This window comes from Roseiconus lacunae (assembly GCF_008312935.1).
Classification (GTDB): Bacteria; Planctomycetota; Planctomycetia; order Pirellulales; family Pirellulaceae; genus Stieleria; species Stieleria lacunae.
Map to the genome: position 1 here is coordinate 402,020 of NZ_VSZO01000010.1, position 22,179 is coordinate 424,198.

15 protein-coding genes are annotated in these 22,179 nt (G+C 55.0%); 8 read left to right on the forward strand and 7 right to left on the reverse strand.

Annotation, left to right across the window (positions count from 1 at the left end):
• Positions 1–323: 323 nt before the first annotated feature.
• Complete coding sequence (locus FYC48_RS15345; RefSeq protein ID WP_149497713.1) at positions 324–1,844, forward strand: ammonium transporter; 1,521 nt, start codon at positions 324–326, stop codon at positions 1,842–1,844.
• Here the strand turns inward: FYC48_RS15345 and FYC48_RS15350 are convergent.
• The gene (locus FYC48_RS15350) at positions 1,841–3,175 is read right to left on the reverse strand and encodes an MFS transporter (RefSeq protein ID WP_149497594.1); all 1,335 of its coding nucleotides are present in this window, start codon (positions 3,173–3,175) and stop codon (positions 1,841–1,843) included. The two genes, FYC48_RS15345 and FYC48_RS15350, sit on opposite strands and share 4 nt — an antisense overlap.
• 174 nt (positions 3,176–3,349) lie before the next feature.
• Between FYC48_RS15350 and FYC48_RS15355 the strand changes: the two genes are divergently transcribed.
• Complete coding sequence (locus tag FYC48_RS15355) at positions 3,350–4,015, forward strand: HAD-IA family hydrolase (protein ID WP_149497595.1); 666 nt, start codon at positions 3,350–3,352, stop codon at positions 4,013–4,015.
• A 32-nt stretch (positions 4,016–4,047) separates the two neighbouring features.
• On the opposite strand, the gene FYC48_RS15360 is transcribed toward FYC48_RS15355, so the two are convergent.
• Entirely contained in the window at positions 4,048–4,914 is an 867-nt protein-coding gene (locus tag FYC48_RS15360; RefSeq protein ID WP_149497596.1) for a prephenate dehydrogenase, read from the reverse strand.
• Positions 4,915–5,124: 210 nt separating this feature from the next.
• Here FYC48_RS15360 and FYC48_RS15365 point away from each other — a divergent pair, with 210 nt between their 5' ends.
• Together FYC48_RS15365 and FYC48_RS15370 are read left to right on the forward strand one after the other, a co-directional pair.
• Positions 5,125–6,969 (forward strand): hypothetical protein, encoded by a 1,845-nt coding sequence (locus FYC48_RS15365; protein ID WP_149497597.1) that lies wholly within the window; start codon positions 5,125–5,127, stop codon positions 6,967–6,969.
• Positions 6,970–6,988: 19 nt separating this feature from the next.
• Positions 6,989–8,776, forward strand: coding sequence for a DUF885 domain-containing protein (locus tag FYC48_RS15370; RefSeq protein WP_149497598.1), 1,788 nt, complete (start codon positions 6,989–6,991; stop codon positions 8,774–8,776).
• A gap of 11 nt (positions 8,777–8,787) precedes the next feature.
• On the opposite strand, the gene FYC48_RS15375 is transcribed toward FYC48_RS15370, so the two are convergent.
• The 3 genes from FYC48_RS15375 to ribA all read right to left on the reverse strand — a co-directional run bounded on the left by FYC48_RS15375 (position 8,788) and on the right by ribA (position 14,547).
• A complete protein-coding gene (locus tag FYC48_RS15375) occupies positions 8,788–9,489 on the reverse strand; it encodes a PEP-CTERM sorting domain-containing protein (protein ID WP_149497599.1) in 702 nt (233 codons plus the stop codon).
• A 429-nt stretch (positions 9,490–9,918) separates the two neighbouring features.
• The gene (locus tag FYC48_RS15380) at positions 9,919–12,798 is read right to left on the reverse strand and encodes a PEP-CTERM sorting domain-containing protein (RefSeq protein WP_149497600.1); all 2,880 of its coding nucleotides are present in this window, start codon (positions 12,796–12,798) and stop codon (positions 9,919–9,921) included.
• 468 nt (positions 12,799–13,266) lie between these two features.
• On the reverse strand, positions 13,267–14,547 hold the full coding sequence (gene ribA / locus FYC48_RS15385; RefSeq protein ID WP_235034267.1) for a GTP cyclohydrolase II: 1,281 nt from the start codon (positions 14,545–14,547) through the stop codon (positions 13,267–13,269).
• Between the two features lie 451 nt (positions 14,548–14,998).
• Here ribA and FYC48_RS15390 point away from each other — a divergent pair, with 451 nt between their 5' ends.
• Entirely contained in the window at positions 14,999–15,931 is a 933-nt protein-coding gene (locus tag FYC48_RS15390; protein WP_149497601.1) for an alpha/beta hydrolase, read from the forward strand.
• Positions 15,932–16,130: 199 nt separating this feature from the next.
• Positions 16,131–19,217 carry a TolC family protein gene (locus FYC48_RS15395; RefSeq protein ID WP_149497602.1) on the forward strand — a complete coding sequence of 1,029 codons (3,087 nt, stop codon included), beginning with the start codon at positions 16,131–16,133 and terminating at the stop codon, positions 19,215–19,217.
• Between the two features lie 23 nt (positions 19,218–19,240).
• Here FYC48_RS15395 and FYC48_RS15400 read toward each other — a convergent pair whose 3' ends face one another.
• A complete protein-coding gene (locus tag FYC48_RS15400) occupies positions 19,241–20,107 on the reverse strand; it encodes a hypothetical protein (RefSeq protein ID WP_160149550.1) in 867 nt (288 codons plus the stop codon).
• Positions 20,108–20,140: 33 nt separating this feature from the next.
• Complete coding sequence (locus tag FYC48_RS15405) at positions 20,141–20,698, reverse strand: YceI family protein (RefSeq protein WP_149497604.1); 558 nt, start codon at positions 20,696–20,698, stop codon at positions 20,141–20,143.
• 371 nt (positions 20,699–21,069) lie between these two features.
• On the opposite strand from FYC48_RS15405, the gene FYC48_RS15410 reads away from it, so the two are divergent.
• Both FYC48_RS15410 and FYC48_RS15415 read left to right on the forward strand, forming a co-directional pair.
• Positions 21,070–21,291, forward strand: coding sequence for a hemin uptake protein HemP (locus FYC48_RS15410; RefSeq protein ID WP_149497605.1), 222 nt, complete (start codon positions 21,070–21,072; stop codon positions 21,289–21,291).
• A 120-nt stretch (positions 21,292–21,411) separates the two neighbouring features.
• The gene (locus FYC48_RS15415) at positions 21,412–22,176 is read left to right on the forward strand and encodes an energy transducer TonB (protein ID WP_149497606.1); all 765 of its coding nucleotides are present in this window, start codon (positions 21,412–21,414) and stop codon (positions 22,174–22,176) included.
• Positions 22,177–22,179 lie beyond the last annotated feature (3 nt).

Sequence of the window (22,179 nt, forward strand, 5' to 3'; positions counted from 1 at the left end):
CGTCAACGCCAGTCGACACCAACTGGGGTCGAAGTCGTAGCCAACTTGGACGATTGTGCTTATCTTATGTCCCTGCGCGGATCCCCACCGCACAAATTCCCCATCACTCATCGATTCCCTGCACCGGACGCAGGATCAGCCATACGAAATTGTTGGTCTGAAACCCAATTGCGAAGTGTTTGTTTTAGTGCTTGCGGCAAATTGGGAAGGCGGTCATACCAACATCGTCAGCGGGCTTTCCGCGATGGTGATACCCAAGGTTCTCCCAAGACTTTCCCCACGAGGTGACTGTTGTGAAGCACTGGAAATGTCAACGCACGGCGATGTGGTTGGCGACGTTACTGTTGACGTTGTCAATTTTCGGCGGCGTCACTTCCGTCGCGGCCCAAGAATCGGCTGCGAACCCTGCCACTGAAACCGCCCAATCCGCTTCGACCGAGGGCGCATCGAATTCAGACGCCTCAACAGAGGACACCGCGTCGGATGCGATCGTCGACGAGGCGGGCGCCGAGCCGGCTGGCCTGACCGACGCCGAGATCGCCGACTCCTCTTTGGGTGCTCACAACGCTTGGATGCTGCTTTGCTGTGCGTTGGTGCTGTTCATGACCGCACCGGGCCTGGCGATGTTTTACGGTGGATTGGTTCGCCGCAAGAACGTTCTCAGCGTGATGATGCAGTGTGTTTTCTTGATGGGATTGATGACCGTCATCTGGGCACTCTACGGTTACTCGCTCGCCTTCGGGCCGACCGAACCGGGTAGCTGGATCGGTAACGCCGACTACTTGTTCATGAACGGCGTTGCCCGCCAATGGGACGAAACGCTAAATGCCCCCGTCACACCGATGGCTGGCAGCATGCCACGACTGACACACATGCTGTTTCAAGGCATGTTTTTCATCATCACCCCGGCGTTGATCTGCGGTGCGTTTGCCGAACGGATGAAGTTCAGTGCGATGGTCGTGTATTCGATCCTTTGGGGGACGTTTATTTATTGTCCGCTGTGTCACTGGGTGTGGGCCGAAGGTCCGCTGTCTTACTTTGCCGGTGAAAAGGCGCTCTTCGGTGGGATGGCAGGCGCATTGGACTTTGCCGGCGGTACCGTGGTTCATATATCCAGTGGTGTGTCGGCACTGGTCGCCGCGATTCTGGTTGGCCCTCGCATGGGTTTCCCCAATGAACCGATGCAACCTCACAACCTGACCTACACGGCGCTCGGTGCGGCGATGCTATGGGTCGGATGGTTTGGCTTCAACGCTGGCAGCGAATTAGCGATCGACGGTTTGACCTCCAGCGCATTTGCCACCACGCACTTCTCAGCTGCGGCCGGTGCGGTCGCCTGGGCGATGACCGAATGGATCGTTCTCGGTAAACCGACCGTCCTCGGCGCCAGCTCGGGTGCCGTTGCGGGCTTGGTTTGCATCACGCCGGCGGCCGGCTTCGTCCAGCCGATGCCCGCGTTGATCATGGGTGCGATCGCCGGAGTCGTTTGCTATTGGGCCTGTAGTAAACTCAAGCACACGCTGAAATACGACGACGCCTTGGATGCGTTCGGCGTCCACGGTGTGGGCGGAACCGTCGGGGCAATCCTGACCGGAGTGTTTGCCACGCGCGTCGCCTGGGATGTCTCCGAGGGTCAGCTATTGGGCTTGATCGAATCGGGCAGCCCAACATTGCTAATCAAGCAAATCGTTGCGGTCCTGGTCACGCTGGTCTTTGCCGGAGTCGGCAGTTTTGTCTTGCTAAAGATGATCGACATCGTGATCGGGCTTCGCGTCCCTGCAGAAAACGAACAACGTGGCCTCGACATCACCGATCATGGTGAAGAAGGCTACATGTTTGCCTAACGACGCGTTTTTTCGGTCACTCGAAACGCCATAGAGATCGCGGCGGTGCACAGCAATGTGGCCGCCGCGATTTTTTGTGCACCTCCCACGCCCACGCTCGGCAACTCTGCGACCAGCCCCCACAACAACGATCCGGACGACATCGACAAAGCTAACGACGTGAGATAGCAACTCATCCCTCGTGCTCGCATTCGTCCGGGAAGAATTGTCTGTGCGGCGGTGTTAAGTGTCGTCAGCGTCATCATCCAGCCGAATCCCATGATCAACATGCCGACGACCGCTGCCCAACGTTCGTTGATCGCCCCCATCATCCCCAAACCGATCGCCATCATCACCATCGCGATCGAAACGGTCCGGTTGTTTCCAACGCGGTGATGCAACCGATGTAAATAGCGAGCCGCCACAACCGCCCCGGCACCAAAACAGGTGACCAACAATCCAAAACCGTCAGCTCCCCATTGAAGTCGCTCGCGGGCTACTAACGGCAATAGTCCCCACAACGCACTTGCCGGCCCGACGAACAACATCACACGGAAAATGACGTGCCGCATCTCTGCCGTCCGATAGACATAGCGCAACCCTTGATAAAGGGATATTCGAAACGACAGTCCGCGACTTGATTCACTGCGGTCACGCTGCCACAGAAGCAGTACGATGATTACCCCCGCAAACGAAAACGCGTTGACCGAAAACGCAATCCATGCCCCGGTGATCGCGACCAGAGCCCCGGCGAGCGCTGGCCCGACCGCCCGGGCCAGGTTGAAGTTCAAACTGCCCAGTGCGATCGCCCGGGACAACTGCTTGCGTTCGACCAACTCGGGGATGGACGCCTGCCAAGTGGGAACATGCAGCGTCAGACCGATACCGATCAGAAACGTTAGCCCGAGCAAGATCCAACTGGTCACCAACCCCGTCGCCGACAAAATCGCCAGCGTCCCCGTCGACAGCAACAAGACGAATTGGGTGGCGAGCAGCAGTATTCGTCGATCGATTCGGTCTGCCAGAACGCCCGCGGGAATCGCCAGTAAAACAATTGGAGTCGCCATCGCTGTCCGCACTGCCGAAACCATCTGGGGCGATGCGTCAAGATCGGTCATCAACCAACCGGCGCCGATCTCGTGCATCCAGGTCCCCAAATTGGACACCAATGACGCGATCCAGAATGACCGATAAACCGGTTGCTTCAGTGGCGCCCAGGGGGACGGATCATCCTCGACAACGACCTTCGCAGGTTCGAAGGGGTTTTCGTCGCGAGGCAGTTCGTTGCCCTGGAGGGCCAAACCGCCACCGCCGGACGTTGATCGATCGATAGGGTTGTCTGTGTTGTCCATCACCTACACCTTCCACCAGTGACAACAACATGACCAGGGGGGAATCGCGTTTACGAGCCTTTCGGATTGCTGACGTCCCTTCCGAGACCATTGATCCGGCCGAAGGAACACTTCAGACTACCCCGCAGATCGCTCTCTCTTTCATCGAAGACCGTTTTACTACCAAGATCGAGCATGATGCATTTTGATTGGATCGTTTTTGATTCCACCGGAACCCTGATGCACCCGGAGCCTGATGCCGCGGCCGTCTACCACCAGTTTGGGTCACGCCACGGCCTAGAATCGACGATCGAGGAAATCCGTCAGCGTCTCAAGCAAGCGATGACTCGCCACTTTCTTGGTGAAACGATCAACCATGCGACCGACGACGCGAACGAAGAGCAACGTTGGCGTCGCATCGTTGCCGATACCCTTCCCGAAATCGCCGCCGGTGAATTTGAAAGCACATTTCGGGAATTGTGGGAATCTTTCGCCCGGCCTTCGTCTTGGCGACTTTTTGATGATGTCCTGCCGACGGTAAAGCGACTCAAAGACGGTGGCTACAAGATCGCGATCGCTTCAAATTTTGACGAACGCCTACCGCCATTGGTCGATGCGCTCGGCTTGGCACCCTTCGTCGACGAAATCTTGATCAGCAGCCGCGTTGGCTTTAGTAAACCAAACATCCGCTTCTATCATCTTGCCGCGAAACGCTTGGACGCGACAAACACCCAACGTCTGCTGATGATCGGTGACACCTATGCCGGCGATGTCGAAGCGGCGCGGCAATCCGGCTGGCAAGCCAGACACTTGGTGCGTGATCGCGACGATGCGATGATCGCATTGACTGCGGATCTGTAACGGCGGCCCAGAGCAGCGAGCGCGTTCGCTGCTCAGCCTGACTCGGTTGACTGCTTACGCTCCTTGGCTCGCGCCAACCATCGATACATCACTTCGACGTTCTCATCGCTGAGCCGGGTCTTCACGAGCTTGAGTTCTTCGATGAAGCGATCAAGTTGCGAAAGAATGGCCGGGCGATTGTGGTTACAAATCGCGGTCCACATTTCCGGATCACCGGCGGCAACCCGCGTCATGTCACGCCACCCGCTGCCAACGAGAGGCAAAGAGGGGTCGTCAGGAAACGTCGCGAGCAAAGACGAAATCAAATGCGGAACATGGCTGACAGCGGCGAGTCGTTCGTCGTGCTCCGCCGGTGACATCAGCACCAGACTGCCACCCGTTTGCCGCCAGAATTGCTTCGCGCGCGCGAGCATCGTCGCATCGGTTCGTTCGTTCGGTGTCAAAATCACGCACTTCCCATCAAACAAATCCGGCATCGCATTTTCGACGCCCGTTTTCTCCGATCCTGCGATCGGATGAGCCGCCACGAATTGCCGGAAAGCACGAGTCGACTTGGATTCGATCTCGTCAACAATCAATGCCTTGGTGCTGCCGACATCGGTGATCAACGTCTGGTCGTCAAGGACCTCGCATGCCTGTGCCGCCAAGGTGGCAATCTTATCTACTGGCGAGCAGATCACGACTACGTCAGCACCGCGACAAGCTTCGCCGATCGTGGTGTGCCCTTCGTCAATTGCCCCCGATCGCACCGCCGTTTGCGCCGTCGATTCGCGACGGCTGTAGCCAACGACTTGTACGCCGCGTCGGCGCAAGGCATGACCGACGCTGCCGCCAAGTAATCCGACGCCGATAATTGCGACTCGGTTGAGCCATTCTGGTTTGGGGGGAAGGTCATCCATTGCCAAAGTTTAACACCGAGCACTACCGACCGCCCAGCCGACTAAACGGCGAGTCGTTGGCCGGCGTAAGTGACAAAATTGCTGATCATCTCCGAGCAGATTCCCTTGCAATCATTCGAATTCCCCAGAAATGTTTGCAAGGCTTCCCCCCCAACGGATAACCTGTTTGATTCGCTTCCTCGACTCACTTCCTTTCACCAGGACACTGCGATGGCCCGCCGGTATTCGCTATTCGCCGCCACACCGCTGATCGTTTCTGCTGTCATGTTTTTCGCAGTGGCAGCCAACGCGTTCCTTGGCCCGATGGATTTGTTGGCGCAGCAACCGCAGGCGAAACAGAATGATCAGCAATCCCCGAACACCGAAATAGCCCCTGGGTCTGAGTCTGCATCGGCACCTGCCGCGTCTTCAAAGGCAAACGCATCGGAAGCGACGCCCACAGATGCGGCCTCGGAAAACTCATCGGCTCCGCAACCGACAACCGAGAAACAGAAATCGAATGAACCGCCAGCCGAAGAACCTACTCCCGCACAAGCGTTCAAATCAGTCCTCGACGAACTTGAGAAAGAGATTCTCGATCTCGAGCAAAAGACAAAGTACGGAATGCAGCCGATTGAACTCTATGCCACCGAACTGACCGAAGAATACAACTCGATCGCCGCATTACTCGCCGATAAACGGATCGAGAATTACCCCAAACTCACAGCGACCGACCAACATTCCTTCGATCGCCTCAATCGGATTTCGATGAAACTCTGGTACCTCGAGTTCATCGGGTCACAGCTTTTTAACGACACAGACTCCACCCGGCAAATCTCCCGGCGTGCCAACGGATTGATCAAGGATCATTCCGAAGCGATGCGAGATCCCGTGCTTTCGAAACGATTTCGCGATCTTTCGCAACGTGCAATGCAGTTGAACCATCGACGTTATCTCAGTCGCTATAGAAACGTCTTTCACTTCATGCGACAACCGAGCCAGGAAGACAACGACGACGCGCCACCGGCGGCCGAATACTCCATTGAATCACTACGTCTACCGCTCAGCCGCCTCCTTCGATTGACGTTCGATGGCGAGACGATTGCCCTCGATCGAAACCATTGGGAAACCTCCTTCGGTGGCACCACCTTGAAAGAGATTGACGAATCGATCATGGCCGAGCTTGCCGCTCGCGATATCGAGTTTGATAGCGAAGACCGAACGTTTGACTATCAAAAACGGCAGCTTCTCTCCCATCCTCCTCAAGCATTGTTATTTCTAAATTTCCAACATTTTGCGACCCGTGATGATCGTTCACCACGGCTGTCATCGCTGATGCGAACACCGCTGAGATCAATCAGTTTTCAATCCGACCAATTAAACGCATCGTTCGTCGATTCCCCTACGGAATTTCAACTCTTCGTCCGTGAGACGAACTCCGGTCGAAAGCAAATCTTGCAGTTCGAATACAAGGAGGAAGGAACGTTGATGATTCGCATCATCGGCGATCGCAATTTCCAACTTGAACAGTCGGCCGATGGACGGATGCGTTGGATTGACATCGGCGATGACACCAATGTTTACGAAGCGGATTCGTTTGCAAAGCTCTACGCCGAACACCCCGATGCGGTGGAATCACGCCTACTCCCCTATCTTGATCGTTTTGGAATCCTGCCGCCTTTGACGCGTTTCGATTCGCTGGTCACGTCACGCGTCATTGAAATGTTGAAAATTGACATCGAAAAAGCGCAATCTGATGTTCGGCAATTGATCGAGCAGATGGAAAGCGGTAGCTTTTCACAACGGCAAGCCGCCTATCGCCAGCTGACGCACAATATCGAACGCTACGCGATCGTGCTTGACCAGTTGCCCGAACGCCAGGTGTCCTCGCCCGAATTGGCCACCCGCTTGGACGAAGCACGAAAAAAGTATCAGTCCCAATACCGCGAAGTTGATGGATTGATCCTGCGTTCCAATTGGCTGACCGACCGTAATTACCTCGGCAAACTTATCGAGCAAGTCAGCGACGCCAACAAGCCGTTCATTCGCCAACAACTCGACAAGCTTGCCCCTTGATCTATCACGAGTGTTTACGATGCGATTTTCATTGGCGATTCTGCTCTGGGCTAGCGTTCAACTTCTCAGCCCACCGGTTGGGATAGCACAAACGGCAGATTCAAGCGTTCGCCCGGAACACCCGATGCTCCACAGTCTGATGGATGACGTCTGGGAATTCGAACTGCAAGAATCTCCAATGTTGGCGACGGACGTGGGAGACCCAAGAGGCCAGGACCAACTGGCATCGAACACATTGGATGATTTCAAACGTCGCGATCAACGTCGCGCCGGATTCCTCACACGGCTATCTAAGATCGATTTCGGAAGCCTTTCCCCTGGTGATCGGATTGACGCCGAATTGCTACAGCGAAAGCTTTCCGTAGATCGCTCCGACTACCAACTCGGCCTCCACCTGATGCCGATTAACAACCGCGAAGGCTTCCATATTGGCTTGCCGGAACTTGCCCAAGCGATGAATCCGGATTCAAAAGTCGATTTCGAAAACTACATCTCTCGACTGCACGAATTTCCACGCTTTGTTGATGAACAGATCACGCTGATGCGTGAAGGACTCAAAGCAGGAATGGTTCAACCGGCGATCATCATGCGTGATAGTGCCGATCAGGCCGCCGCCCATGTGATCGACGATCCACAACAATCGCTGTTCTTGACCAACATCAGCGAAGAATCAATTGAGAAACTCCCACCGGAACAATGGTCACCACTTCGCTTGCAGATCATTGATGCGATCAAGACAAGCGTCATTCCATCGTATGCCAAATTCGAAACCTTTTTGCGTGACGAATACGTCCCCGGCTGCAGTGGCAATATCGCCGCCCGCGCACTTCCTCGCGGACAAGAGCTTTATCAATCGCAAGTGACCAAATTTACGACGCTCCCGATGACGCCCGCACAGCTACATCAAAAAGGGATCGACGAAAACGCACGCATTCGTCAGCAGATGGTTGCGATCAAGGAACAAGTAAAATTCGAGGGCGACCTACCGGCATTTATCGAACACCTACGTACCGACGAGCAGTTCTACCCCAAGACACCGGAAGAACTGATGAAGGAGGTCGCCTACATTCTGAAAAAAGCCGACGGCCGCCTTCCGACGTTATTCGGGAAACTACCGCGGACACCCTATGGGCTTCGCAAGGTTCCCGACTATGTGGCCCCGCAAACGACGTCTGCCTACTACTGGCCACCGGCGGCCGACGGTTCTCGCGGCGGCTTCTATTACATCAATACCTACAACCTTTCTGCTCGGCCGCTTTATCAACTCGAAGCTCTTTCCCTACACGAAGCCGTCCCCGGACATCACCTTCAGCTTGCTCTACAAGCCGAACTCGAAGGCCTGCATCCGATCCGCAAACAAAGCTATTTCCCAGCATTTATCGAAGGCTGGGCGTTGTACTGTGAACGCCTTGGTGGTGAATTGGGATTCTACAAAGATCCCTATCAAGAGTTTGGCCGATTGAGCATGGAAGCGTGGCGAGCGAGTCGCCTGGTCGTCGACACCGGCATTCATGCCATGGGCTGGACGCGCGAACAAGCGATCAATTACATGCTCGACAATACGGCACTATCAAAGCACAACGTCGTCGCCGAAGTCGATCGCTACATCGGTTGGCCGGGCCAAGCGCTCGCCTACAAGGTGGGTGAGTTGTTCATCAGCGACCTACGTAAACGGGCGGAAGAAAAACTTGGTGACAAGTTTGACCTCCGCGCCTTTCATGATTGCGTTTTAAAAGAAGGTTCGGTGCCACTCCCCGTGCTGGAACGGCAGGTGATCGCCTGGATCGAGCAGCAACGACAGCGCTGATGCCCGCCCTATTACCGACGCCGACGACGTGTTGAGACGATCACCCCGAGGCCTGACAGCACAGCAAGTGATCCAGGTTCCGGAATCGCGGTCACACTAAGCGTCTCGACCGTAAAGTCCAGTGAATATGAAAAAGGAGCACCACCTGTCCCTGTCGGTCGGGTGCCTCGAACAGTCCCGCTGGCGATTTCAAAGTCGGCTAAATCGATAGTCGAAGGAAGATCTGTCGAACTGAATGCCGTCGCATCGTTGTCATTGAATTGAAGTGACATATAGCCGTCTTCGAGATTGCCATCGACATTGATCTGCGTTCCCTGCTGACTGACCCAAGTGTCTTGCTCTCCATCGCTGATCGCGAGCGATTCAAATGGCAAAGCGCCTAATACCGGAACATAGTCATTGGCAATTCCTGCATTGTAAGCGCCTTCATTTGTCAACGTTGAACCATTGATTTGAAATCGGAATCCCTGTGGAACCGCCTGAGCATATCCGGCGCCACTACCGGCAACGTCGCCATCGATGGTCGCATATGGCGTCGCGGACGTGTTCAGGAAAAAGTACCCTGTGATATTGTCGTCGACAGCGACCACTGTGTCATAAAGCAATACATTCGGGTCAGCGAAGTTATTGTCGAACGCATTAGTGACCGTCCCCGTAAAATCGTACCGCACCAATTCAGCTTTCGCCTTAGATGAAGATCCGATCACAAACATCGCCAGTGCACAGAACAACTTGCTTACGAAAAGTAATTTAGCCAGCCTCTGTCTTCGAAAGAATTGAATCCTCACTTTGCTTCGCCTCTCAATATTTTTGTAATATCAAGCCATCGAATGATGGCTAGAAAGGGATGCCACAGCGGAACGGTTCCCCGCAACAAATCCCGATTGAAGATATGGGAATCAATGTAGGCAGAACGCCTGACGCCTGCTCGCAACTTGCGATAGATTGTCGACAAATCGCCAGTTTTTATGGGTCAAGTCCGAGACTGCGTCGCACTCATCGCACTGTTTGATCTACTCATTTTTGAGAACGCGCAGGGCAACACGCTTCACTCAACTCGAACTACGGCGACTTCCTTATCAAGACATTTTGAAGACAACTTCACTTGGCAAGCGTTTCATGATAGGCGCTACGTTGATTTTTCAACGCCGTTTCCGTCGTGTTATCAAGACCAACGACGAGAGGTACAGGCCCCACGTTGTGGACGGTTCCGGAATCGCACTAACGGTCGCCGCGTAGCCAAGACTAAACCCATCCCCAACGCCACTGCTCGACCAACTGAGCTGCATCGTCAGCGTCGGATTGACTTCGGTAATTTCACTGAATTCGATGGCTTGCGAGAAAAACAACTGAGCCTCGGCCAAGTTTGAAAAGCTCCATTCCTGATCGCCCATTGAGCTACCGATGGTAACCATCATGGAGTCAAACCCATTGCCGGTCGCTTCAAAACTCTCCCACGCAATCAGAACATTTGATGATTCTTGTGAATCGTTGAACTGCAAAGTTGTTTCAATTGAAGTATCTATGACTCCCAGCGCTACTGATCCATACTCACCTCCGATCAGCCCTCGAACGACCTTCACTGTCGATTCCGTTGTGAGTTGACTGGATGCCACTAGCGCCGACGATGCCAACAGCCCGGATTCATCTATCACCCCGGATTGGTCGGGGTAGAATGCACTCACATCGACAATCGAAAATGCATCAGCAGTCGAACCACTACCGATGGTGCCATCGGAAAGAACGCTCGCCTCAACACTGGTGATCCCCTTCACGTCGGCCGAGATTTGTGTCCAAACTTGAACTGGGTCATCGTTTTCGTCCCCTAACGCTCCGCGGACAGTTTCGGCAGTCGCCGTCACGAATCCCGAGACACCTTCACCGGTTGACCGTGCGATCGCTTGCCGACCTTCGGCGCTGCTAAATGCGTAGGCCTCGCCCTGATTGGTCGTCGCGGTCGCCTCTGAATTTGCCACACCACTACGCGATGACAAATACCGATCGTTTTCTCCCAACCCGAAGCCACCAATCGCTTCAGAGTATGCTTCGGCGTATTGGCCAATCCCAAGTGTCATCGCCGAAGCATTCGAGAGGGCGGAAGCTTCAAACGCATTGCCACCAGGAGCTTCGCTGTCGATGGCAAAGCCAGCATCGCCGCCATAAGCGAATGATTCGGCGAACGCTTCGGCGTTTTCCGAAACCGAGGAAGCGTCGGCGATTCCGCGACCTCCCTGACCGCCAATTGCACCAGCAACCCCATCGCCTCCCCAACCTCCACCTGCGTACGCATACGTCGAAGCCGTCCCGGTGTTGCGAAGTATCACCGACGATGATGCTTCCGCACCGCTACCGCCAACGCCACTGCTGTTGACTCGATCGCCACCCTGCCCACCGTACGCAAAACCCCAAAGCGTTGAATCCGAATTGTCATTATTTGCCGACAGCGAGCTCATCGCATCCCCGGCGGCCCCGATGTTTCCTGTCCCGAAATCGCTTTGGTAGCCGACGTCACCCGAGTCACCACCTTGAACGATCTGTTCAACAAATGTCTGACCGGTAGAACTGAGAGACTGTGCCGTCACTTGATTGATGATCTCGACCGATGCACCATCGCCGGAATTCCCATTACCGCCGATAACATCACCCCCACTACCTCCCTGAAAGTAGCCATAAGCATTTGCCAGACCTTCGACAGTCGTTGCCGAAACACTTCCTCCGGCAGTTGCACCAGCACCACCGGTACCTCCCACTTCATCGAATGCCAATCCACCATCACCACCAAACGCATGACCTTGAAGAGTGACATCGTCGGATCCAGAGGTTGTGGCCGAAAGATCGATTGTTGCCTGCCCCCCTTTCCCTCCTGTACCGGTCCCAGACCGAATCCAACCACCGGAACCACCCCAAGCAACATCATAAGCATCGATCATCCCGTCGGTGGTTACCAAGTCTGTCATCGCCGATGCATCCCCCCCCTGGCCGCCGTCAGATCCTCCGACACCATCCCCTGACTCTCCGCCTCGCGTTTCGCTGTAGGTAAAAAGCGTTCCAGTTTGTGTGCTGACTATCTTCGACGATGCATCACCTCCGTTGCCCGATGTTCCGGTATTGTCGTCGCGGGAGCCACCACTACCAGCAAACGAATAGAGTGAAACGGCCGCTTCGGCAGCATCAAGATTTTTCGAAAACTCATTGATCGCTTGCCCCCCAAGTCCCGCAATCCCTGCTTGCGCATTGCCACCAGCCCCGGCATAGATAGTCTGAGTGATATTCACGTCTCCAGACTCCTGAACGCTCACGCTGATCGCGTCTTGAAGAGTCCCGTTTCCTCCCCGACCCCCGTTTCCTGTTCCGATCCCGTTTCCTCCATTTCCACCTTGGACCTCAACGAGCGAGTCTGCTCCAGTAATTCCGATGGCCGAAGATTTAACGCCGATGATCGATGCATCCTGCCCGCTTCCGCCATTTGCATTCCCTGCAAGTGCATCACCGCCGCTACCGCCGATCACCGTTAGTGCCGCTCTCGCCCTACCATCGCTCGATATTGCGATGGCGCCGTCAGCGAGTGCGGTTGCGATTCCGCCGTCGCCTCCGTCACCAGCGAGACCATCAGCCCCGGTTCCAACGCCGAATCCCCCGATACCTCCATCGCCACCGTTGCCGGCTGAGATTTGCAAATCAGCTACGATCCGCCCGGTACCTTCCGAACGAATGCTGCCACTCGCATCACCACCGTTTCCTCCGCGCCCACCGGAACCTCCATCGAATGTTTCGGATAACGCGTTTCCTCCATCGCCTCCACGCCCGCCATTACCAGCTACCAATCCGCGATAGAGTTCGCCGATCGCATCAATCGCTTCGCTGATCGATGCACCAATTCCACCATCCGTTCCTACTTGCCCGGGATCCAAGCTTGCTCCGTTCACCCCATCGGTTCCGTCATCCGCTTGCGTCGTCACCCGCTGACCAAATGAATTTGATGCACAGACGCAAACAAGAAGAACAACACAAACTCGAATCATCAAATCTATCCTGAGACGCGGATCAAACGGGCAGCCCTGCTAAACCAAGCCGATGGCGAGCAATCTTTACTGCAGCGACGCCAGTCCAATTTCGACGAGTATAACTCAACGAAACGACCACCGGGGGGGGATGATGCCAAAGCGAAAAAAGAGTGGATGGTTTACGCCACCGTGAACAAGCAGACCGAAAGCAGATGCCTTCAAGAAAAATCAGCAGCGGCTTGACGAGTATGCAATTCAATCTCGTCGTCTATCTGAAAGATCGACCCCGTCACGATTACGATCTCTCCCGGCTGGTGCGATCGCTAAAGCGTCACGCTCCTGCTTCATGACGGCATGCGTGACAGTTGACTCCGCTCCGAAGGTTGACGCAACGGAACATCCAATGCCGGACTGCGGGCAACGACACCCTGATCGGTGTTGACGGCAAACATTGACTTCAAAGAGGTCCGCCTTTGACCCGAACGACTAGCTGAGCTCGGGCAACTGGTGGCCCATCTTCTCACGCTTGGTTTCGAGGTAGTGCTTGTTGTGCTCGTTGGCCGGCGGAACGATCGGCACTTGGTCCACCAACTTCAAATCGAAGCCGCGCAAGTTGAACGCTTGACGTTTCTTCGGATTGTTCGTCAGCAAACGGACTTCGCTAATCCCGAGGTCCTTCAAGATCTGTAGGCCGACGCCGTAGTCACGCATGTCGGCCTTGAATCCGAGTGCATGGTTTGCTTCGACGGTATCAAGCCCCTGGTCTTGAAGGGCATACGCTTTGATCTTCTCCGCCAGCCCGATGCCGCGACCTTCCTGAGGCAAATAAACGAGCGCACCGCGCCCTTCGGCCCTGATCATTTCCAGCGCCATGTGAAGCTGGTCTCCACAGTCACATCGCAACGAAGAAATCAAGTCACCGGTAAAGCAACTGCTGTGCATTCGGACCAGCGGCGGCTGTTGGCCTTCGTCATCGTGGGTCAAGTCTCCGAGTGTGAGCGCGATCGGTTCTTGGGCTTCAAAGTCAACCGAATAGACGATGACTTGAAACTCGCCATACTTAGTCGGCAGACGCGATTGTGCGGCGCGGCTGACCAGCTTCTCACTCACGCGACGATGGGCAATCAATTGCTCGATGCTGACGATTTTGAGTGAATGCTTTTTGGCAATCTCGATCAGTTCCGCGCGACTGGCTCGATCCCCTTCTTCGTTCAAGATTTCGCACAAGACACCGGCCGGTTGCAACCCAGCCATTCGGGCCAAATCCACGGACGCTTCGGTGTGCCCGGCGCGGCGAAGGACGCCACCTTTCTTGGCAATCAGGGGATAGACGTGGCCGGGGCGAACAAAATCGCTTACCTGGCACTCGGGATCGGCGATCCGCAGGATCGTTTCGCTTCGTTCAGCCGCCGTGATGCCGGTCCGTGCCGTTGCGATGTCGATCGGCGTGACAAAGGCGGTGCGAAGCGGCGCATTGTTATCGGGAACGACCGGGGTCAATTCCAGTTTTTTGCCGACTTCGGGAAGGATCGGCACACAGAGTTGCCCCCGCCCGCTGAGCATGAAATTCACCACTTCGGGAGTAGCTTTTTCAGCAGCACAAACGAAGTCGCCTTCGTTTTCTCGATCTTCGGCATCGACAACGACGACGACCTCGCCGCGGCGAATGGCCTCGACGGCTTCGGGAATGGTGTTCAGGCACAGATCTTCGCCGCTATCGTCGGCAAGCGAATCATCAATCGGCAACGAATCGTTTTCAGGCATCATGAATCATGGGACTGGGCGAATTTGAACACACCACTATTATACGCTTGGGCCTTCATTACTAGTGCTCTCTTGCCCGTGCAGGTTCGGGTTTCAACAAAACAGCTGCCGTCGTCCTCCGATCGTTTACAGTGACGCTCGCCGGCAGCGCGTCAGGAAGACTGATGATCAGCAATGGTGCAGGGTTTCCACCTTGATTTTTCACAAGCCGGTTGACCGTCCCCGACGGTCTCACGGGAATCCATGCACTCGTGTTTCGTCACCATCCGAAATTAGGATTACCGAATGGCGTTCGCCACGGATACTCCGCAACGACCAGGCTCGCGCCCGTCGGCTAGTCGGTCACACCGAAGTTCACATCAATACCATGCGTTAGCCGCATCGGATCGGTGTGCTGTTTTGAGCTAACCGATCGAAATTCCCATCAACCGTGCCCCGACGAATTCCCAGGTTCATGAAAAAGCTTCATGCAGTTTCGTTTCTTTGGGTTGCACTTGTTCCTTCGGCAACCACTGCCTTCGCAGGTGAGGGCATTACAAAGTACGCCGACGTCAAGTACGACGACGTCGCAGACGCCCATCAGGGGCATGCCGGCTTATGCGACGTCTATCTTCCGCAAATGGGCGATCGAGCCAATGAGCCGCCGCAACGTCACCCCGTCGTTCTGGTCGTTCACGGGGGCGGCTGGATGACCGGAGACAAGTGGACGATGCACCGCCACGCAAGCGAGCTTGCTAAACGAGGGATCGCTGCCGTCTCGATTAACTATCGCCTGGCGCCGACGTCGAAATTTCCAGACCAGGTCGACGACGTCCGAAGCGCGTTGGTGTGGCTGTCGGAACATGCCGACCGCTACCGATTCGATCTTAATCGCGTTGGCCTTTACGGCTATTCGGCCGGCGGGCATTTGGTTTCCCTCGTCGCAACACTATGCGATGAACCCTGGGAACGGGTACGGCATAGCACCCGATGGGAGGAAAATGACCCTCGTTGGAAAAAGCTGCCAGCAATCCAAGCGGTGTGTGCGGGTGGCCCGCCAACCGATTTTCGCAACATGCCCCCGGAAAGCCTCGCGCTTGCGTACTTTCTGGGCGGATCACGAAAAGAGAAACCCGAAACGTACGTCGCAGCCTCTCCGATCTGCTTTGCGTCGAAAAATGACCCAACCTTCAAGATCATCCACGGTGAAAAGGACGTACTGGTCGCACTCTCCAACGCAACCGACTTTCACCAAGCTCTGCTCGATGCGAAGGCCAAATCATCTCTGCAGACCATGCCCAACAAGGGCCACATGATGGCGTTCTTCAGTCCTCAATTGACCAAGGGGATGCTGATATTCTTTGACCGAGAACTCCGTTCAGTCGTATCCGACGACGACACTCCCTGAATGAGTGGTGTCGCTCGCCGCCCACCGCACGTCGTTAAAGTCAACGCAATCGATACGACAGCGACAATTCTTTCGCTCGTCAAATCACGCATGACCCGCTGTCGATGAATGCCAACAGGACTGGTTTTTCTTTAATCGACATGTGGTATCCGTGGCTGCTTTTTCGAATTGTCATCGCCGGTTTCATTTTTGTTTCACGGTGGCGTGCGCCCTCGTGGTGGTTGCCAGCGGTTGCTCACGCGCGTTCTATCGACGACAAGCCGATCAGGATGTGTACTCAATTTACGCCGAAAAACGATGTGAAGAAGCCTACACAATACCACCGCTTCCACGGATCGATGTTGATCCACGATCGCGTTTCTTTGATCCCTCGCCGGAGGACTGCCCCGCACTGCCGTTCCCCGAACCGCAGCTTTATGGCTACGAACTTCCGTCACTCGCGACGGGTAACCCTTTCGCTGCCCCGCTGAGCCAGACTTCACCAAAAACTGAATCATCAGCACCAAATACAGATGGCGCGTCTGCGGCCGAAAGCATCGTCGCGCCCGAGGGTGTCCCCAGCAAAGACATCCAATCGCTTCCGCTTCCATCCGATTCGGATCGAAACCGTCCCGCCGAGCGACCGGAAGCCAGCGGTTCCGAAGCAGTCGCTCCGTCCCCGTTTAGCAACAACTCACCTCGCCTTGACGCCCCGCTCACTTCTGCCCCCGTGGGCTCGCCGGAACTCGAATTCGCGAACTACCTAAATTCGGATCGCCCACACGCAGAGGATTTCAACCAACAGGTTGCCGAACTTCGGGAAGTAACCGAGCAAAACCAAGAAGTTCAGCTAGCTGAACTTCTCAACCAATTCGTACAGCAAAACAAGCAGACCGATGACAACGGCGAAACGGCTTCGCCTGATCCAAGTCGTCGATCAAGCGAGGCCGCTCAAGGTGACGAAGAGGATCTTCGTATCGTCCCAATCCCTGCAGAGTTTTGGGAGCAACTTCCCGAATCTTGTTTGCGGAGAATGCTGGAGTTCGATTCCGTCCGCCAAGAATTTAGGCGAACGTTTAAATCAGAAACGGATGCTCGCATCGCTGAGCTTCGCAGTACCGCCCCGCGGTTGACATTGCCAATGATTGCTGAGCTTTCAACGTTCAACAACCGTGACCTGCAAACGCAAAAAGAAAACCTTTATCGGGCCGCATTGATCCTTAGCGCTCAGCGGTACGAATACTTGCTGCGACCGACGCGCCGTGGAAATGGAACGGGAGCCTCGTTTGATTACATTCGTGCGGACAGCACCAGCCGCACCGGTATGGCGATTCCGTCGGGAGTTGCGGTCACTCGAACTACCGCGACCGCCGGTCAATTCCTTTCAAGCTTTGCGAATGACGTTGTCTTAACTTTCAATGGCCCACAAGGGTTCTCGGCAAACATTGCTTCGGAACTGCTATTTGACTTTCAGCAGACCATTTTTCAGCGTGACATCGTCTTCGAAAACCTAACGTCGGCCGAGCGTAACGTCATCTATGCCGCCCGCGACTACATCCAGTTTCAACGCGCCTTGTTTGTCGAACTGGCGGGACGGTACTACCGACTGTTATTAACCTATCGCCAAATCGAGATTAGCTCACAGGACTACTTCAGCAACTTGCGTGCGTTTCTACAAGGACGTGCCGAGTTCTTACAGGCGGGCCGTATTCCACGTGTCCAAGTCGACCAATTCGAGCAAAACGCGCTCAGCAGTAGCAGCTCTCTCGTCCGAGACTGTAACTCTCTGGAAACATCACTCGACAACTTGAAGTTGGACGTTGGCGTGCCACCGGAAATGGCGTTGAACATTGACCTAGAGGAACTCGAAACGCTGACCGCCAGCGATGCGTTGACGGTCACCCGGCAGCTCGTCATGCGGAAGAAACTGTCACTCCTTGATGCCGAAGGGGCACAAATTTCTGATCGCAACGCAGCCGTCAACGGAGCGATCGTGCTGATCCGACGACTCGAGGAAGCGATGCAGGCGAGACGTGAGATCGAAGGCGAAGCGGGATCGACACCGACCGAACAACTCACTCCGTTGCTAACTGAAAAACTTGCGTTACTAGAAGCAAGGCTACAGTCCGACACGCTAAAGCAGGACCGTAGTCAGCTACTTAAGACCGACCCGCCGGCGGCAACAGAGTTTTTCCGGACCGTTGACCTGATTGAGTCGGAACTCTATCAGATCAAACGCGCGATCTACTACGATTCAATGCTTAGCGAGCATCAAGTCGATGTTCGATCGCCAGTCGAACAAATCACACGCGATCAGGAATCGTTACAGGATCTAGTTCAACAATGGAAAGACGCCGAAGCCGCACAAGACTTCGATCGCCTCGATGAACTGGTCCTATCGGTCAATGGCTTGCTTGAGTCGACCGAACAGTTGATCACCCGCTTCGTCGACCCGGTGTTGCCCCGTGATCCCGATGAACTTAACGCGGTGATCGAATCAACGATTTCAGAGTCGATCGCGTTGGTCGATCAAGTTGAAACAGATGACGTTGCGGGGCTTGATCCGGTTGACATCGAAACCGACGAGGCAATGTTGCTAGCCCTCTACCAACGCCTGGACTTGGCCAATCAACGTGGTGATTTGGCTGACGCCCGCCGCCAAATCAAACTGGCCGCCGACGACTTGAAGTCGATCTTGAATGTCAATGCCAGCCACCGATTATTTACCGACCGAAACATCCTCAATGACTTCGAAACCAGCGGCGACGGATCGACGACCAGCTTGAGCTTCTCGCTGGACACGCCGCTTAACCGGCGACTGGAACGAAACTTCTATCGTGTGGCTCTGATCCAATACAACCGTTCCCGGCGTGAGTTGATCGATCGAGAAGACAGTATCAAATTCGAGATTCGCGAAGACCTTCGCCAGCTACGATTGCGGCGGAATCAGTTCGAGATTTCGGTCGCCCGTGCTGCGTTGGCCTACGAACGAGTGGTCAGCACACGATTACAACTTCAGCTCTCGGTCGGAAATGTCGTCGCCCGTGACTTTCTAGAGGCACAGCAAGCGTTTACCGAAGCACTTAATTCGGTGGCTTCGAACCACATCTCGTTTGTCCTTGATCGAATTGAACTCTTCAATGACACCGAATCAATTCGCTTGAACGAGTACGGCTACTGGGAAAATGCCGGGGACGACACCGTCGAACTACCCCCACTCCCGGATTTCTACGACGCCAACCCGAATCCGTATGGCCGCTTGCCAGATTGCCTGAAGTACAGCGAAGAGGTGCGTCAGAACCACTGATACGCAGTTCCGACGCGGATCGGTCACCATGATTCAGTTTCGCGGATCAATAAGAACCAGACGCTCACTGCGATTGCGATCGTCGCGAAGAAAGCCGAAACGCCGACGCGTAGCCACGTCGGACGCGAGCTTACGATCGAATCGACTGCGGAAATGATCGTTGGTAGCAGCAACATCGTCGCATACAACCAAATCGGATGGTCTTCGTAAGTTTGAAATCGGCCAGCCGCAATCACGGCCGTCCCGCCGGCCAGGACTGGTGGTGTCACGGCAGCCGCCAAGCCAGTTGGTGAAGCCAAACCCACAACCGCGATCGCCGCGGTCGCCGATGCCATCGCGATTCCCCATTCAGAGAGACTCGCATAAGTGCTCGCCGCAAGAGCGATCGGGCCACCGAGTGAAGCCAGGGCGACAAGCATCACCCATCGCTCCGCCCGACGCATTGCCATCTCATGAAGCGCCCAAACGTTGATCAGCAGACATGTTGTCAACGAAATACCAATCAGTCCATGCAGCCGATAGGTGTCCTCCCAGGCCTCCCCTCGCGGCAAACAAACGTAAGCCATGATCGCTGAAAGAATCGCTGCCAATATCCAGCGGAAAGACCGCCGGTCGGCACCAAAGCAGACGGCAGCATAGATGCACCACCCGAGCAAAGGCCACACCGCATGTTGCCAATAATCGGATGGCCAAAGTTGCCACGCGTTGCGTGCGGAAATCGATACCGTGATCGCCAACCACCACCCGACTGCGAGCAAGAGAACTTGCACGCGATTCGCTTCCGAACGCGATGACGACGGACCGATCCACCTCAGCGCGACAAAAATCCCTGCGGTGACTACCGCGGGGATGCACACGCACCAGATCAATACGGCTTGATCAAAAGTCAATGCGATTCACCATAATCGATGGGTGTCAAACGCCTAACGCTTTAAAACAAGCTTGGCTTGCACTTTGACCTTGTCGTCGATCTTGCCTTTGCCATAGGTCATGCCCCACTTTGTGCGATCGATCTCAAAATCGGCCGTCATCTCCAATCCGGCCTCGGTCATCTTGACCGTCGCGGGAACCTCCACCTCGACGGTTTTACCCAGCATCGTCCATTTGCCGGTAATTTTCGCTTTAGAAACGTTTTCACCGGGAGTCACTTCAACCTTGGTGGATTCGAATTTAATTGTTGAGTGCTTGCGGACGTCAAAGAAGTCGGGGCTTTTGAGATGGTTGGTCAGCTTGTCGTTGTCTGACCACAAGCTTTGAGCATCAATTTCAATCGCAAGGCTACTCGCACTGGGATCTTCAAAATCCGCCGTCGCCTCGCCTTTGACTTTCTTGAATCCACCTTCGTGCTTCCCGTCCGGCTTTGAACCGACAAAGGTGATCTTGGAATCGTCAGCATCGAGTGTCATTTTCTCCGCAGCAGAACCGATCGGAGCGGTAACGAAACTCAAGCCAACAATTAGTAGGGCGTGAAAGTACTTCATGTTGTTCTCTGGTTAAGGCAATGATTGAGGAATTGGAAAGGGTGCGAGTACCCATAAGTCGCCATTCCAACGACGCGGCAAGTATAGCAGAGCGGCTAGCGCAATCCGTCAACCAACACCCGCCGTGGATCAAACGCGGTAACACATAAGTGTTCGTGAGTGATTACAACGCAGTCACCACCGTCGCAGTAAAGAGAAACACGAAACCCACGGGGAGGTGGCAGAAAAACTGGCGTCGACGGCGGAAAATTCGCCGCTTTTGTGACCTACAACTCTTCGCCGATGACGTTTTAACGTGGAACGCGTACGATTCGCGATGGCACACCGCATGCATCGGTGGACGCGGATCATCAGTGCACATGGCGAACCGAATGACCGATCACAAACACGAACCTGACCCAACGACACTCCCTCCGGCTCAACATCCACCTACTGAGCCGCCAACGGTTACCTCTCGCCCCCCCTTCGATCCGCCACGCGTGATTGATTCCGAAACAATTCTTGCGGGGCAACGTGAAGTTTGGATTCGCCATCAGCAATTGATGTACCGGCTTCGGAAAACCGCCTCTGGCAAGCTATATTTGACGAAGTAGTCTTTCCGTAATCGCGCCCATCGTGCTTTCGCCACTCCTTCGAGCCTGCCGAATCGCACGACGCCGATCGTCCCCAAGGCACACCGCTTTCATCGTTTCTTTGTCCCGCCGAATCAATTGTTGAACGCGCCGCAAAAATCACTTGGGATTTCGCTGTCGCTCCATCTATTGGTCGTGTCGTTTCTGTATGCATTTCCCGATTCGGCCACTCGACGATTCTCATCGTCCGGTCGCGTGCAAGTGATTTCGATCGAAGCGTCCCAGTCGCAACCGGTGGAAGAAACGTCAACCGAGGTACCTGTTGAAGTCTTGCCAACAGAATCGCCATCTCCAGTCACCGAGTCGACTGAACCGATCGAACGCCAACTGAACGAGCCTACATTCGCACCTCAAGATCGAAATGATCGTGCGAAGCGACCGGATGGCAGGATACGATCGCCGCAAAAACAGTTTTCGCCTTTGGACGTTTCTCGCAAGGTCGTTCCAGGCGCATCGCCGCCTCTACCGCCGATGACAAAACCACGACAAGTTGCACGTCGTCCTCCCGTACGAAAGCCGGCGGTGTCGATACCGAAGGCAACGCCGATCATCGTTGACCAAGTCGTTGGGGTAAAGCAGGACAAGCAAGCTGACCTGTCCGACAATGCTCCTCCCCCTTATCCTACCGAAGCAATCCGCGGCGGACTTGAAGGCGTCGTCCTGCTACGACTGACGATCTCAAGGGAAGGCAAAGTCACAAACGTGCAAGTGCTTCAGTCCAGCGGCTATTCAATACTAGACAATGCCGCCACAAAAGCGGTGAAACAGTGGCGTGGTCGTCCGGCGACAAGGTGGGGGCGTCCGGTGGAGTCGAGCGAAGTTTTACCGATACGTTTTCGACGTTGAACG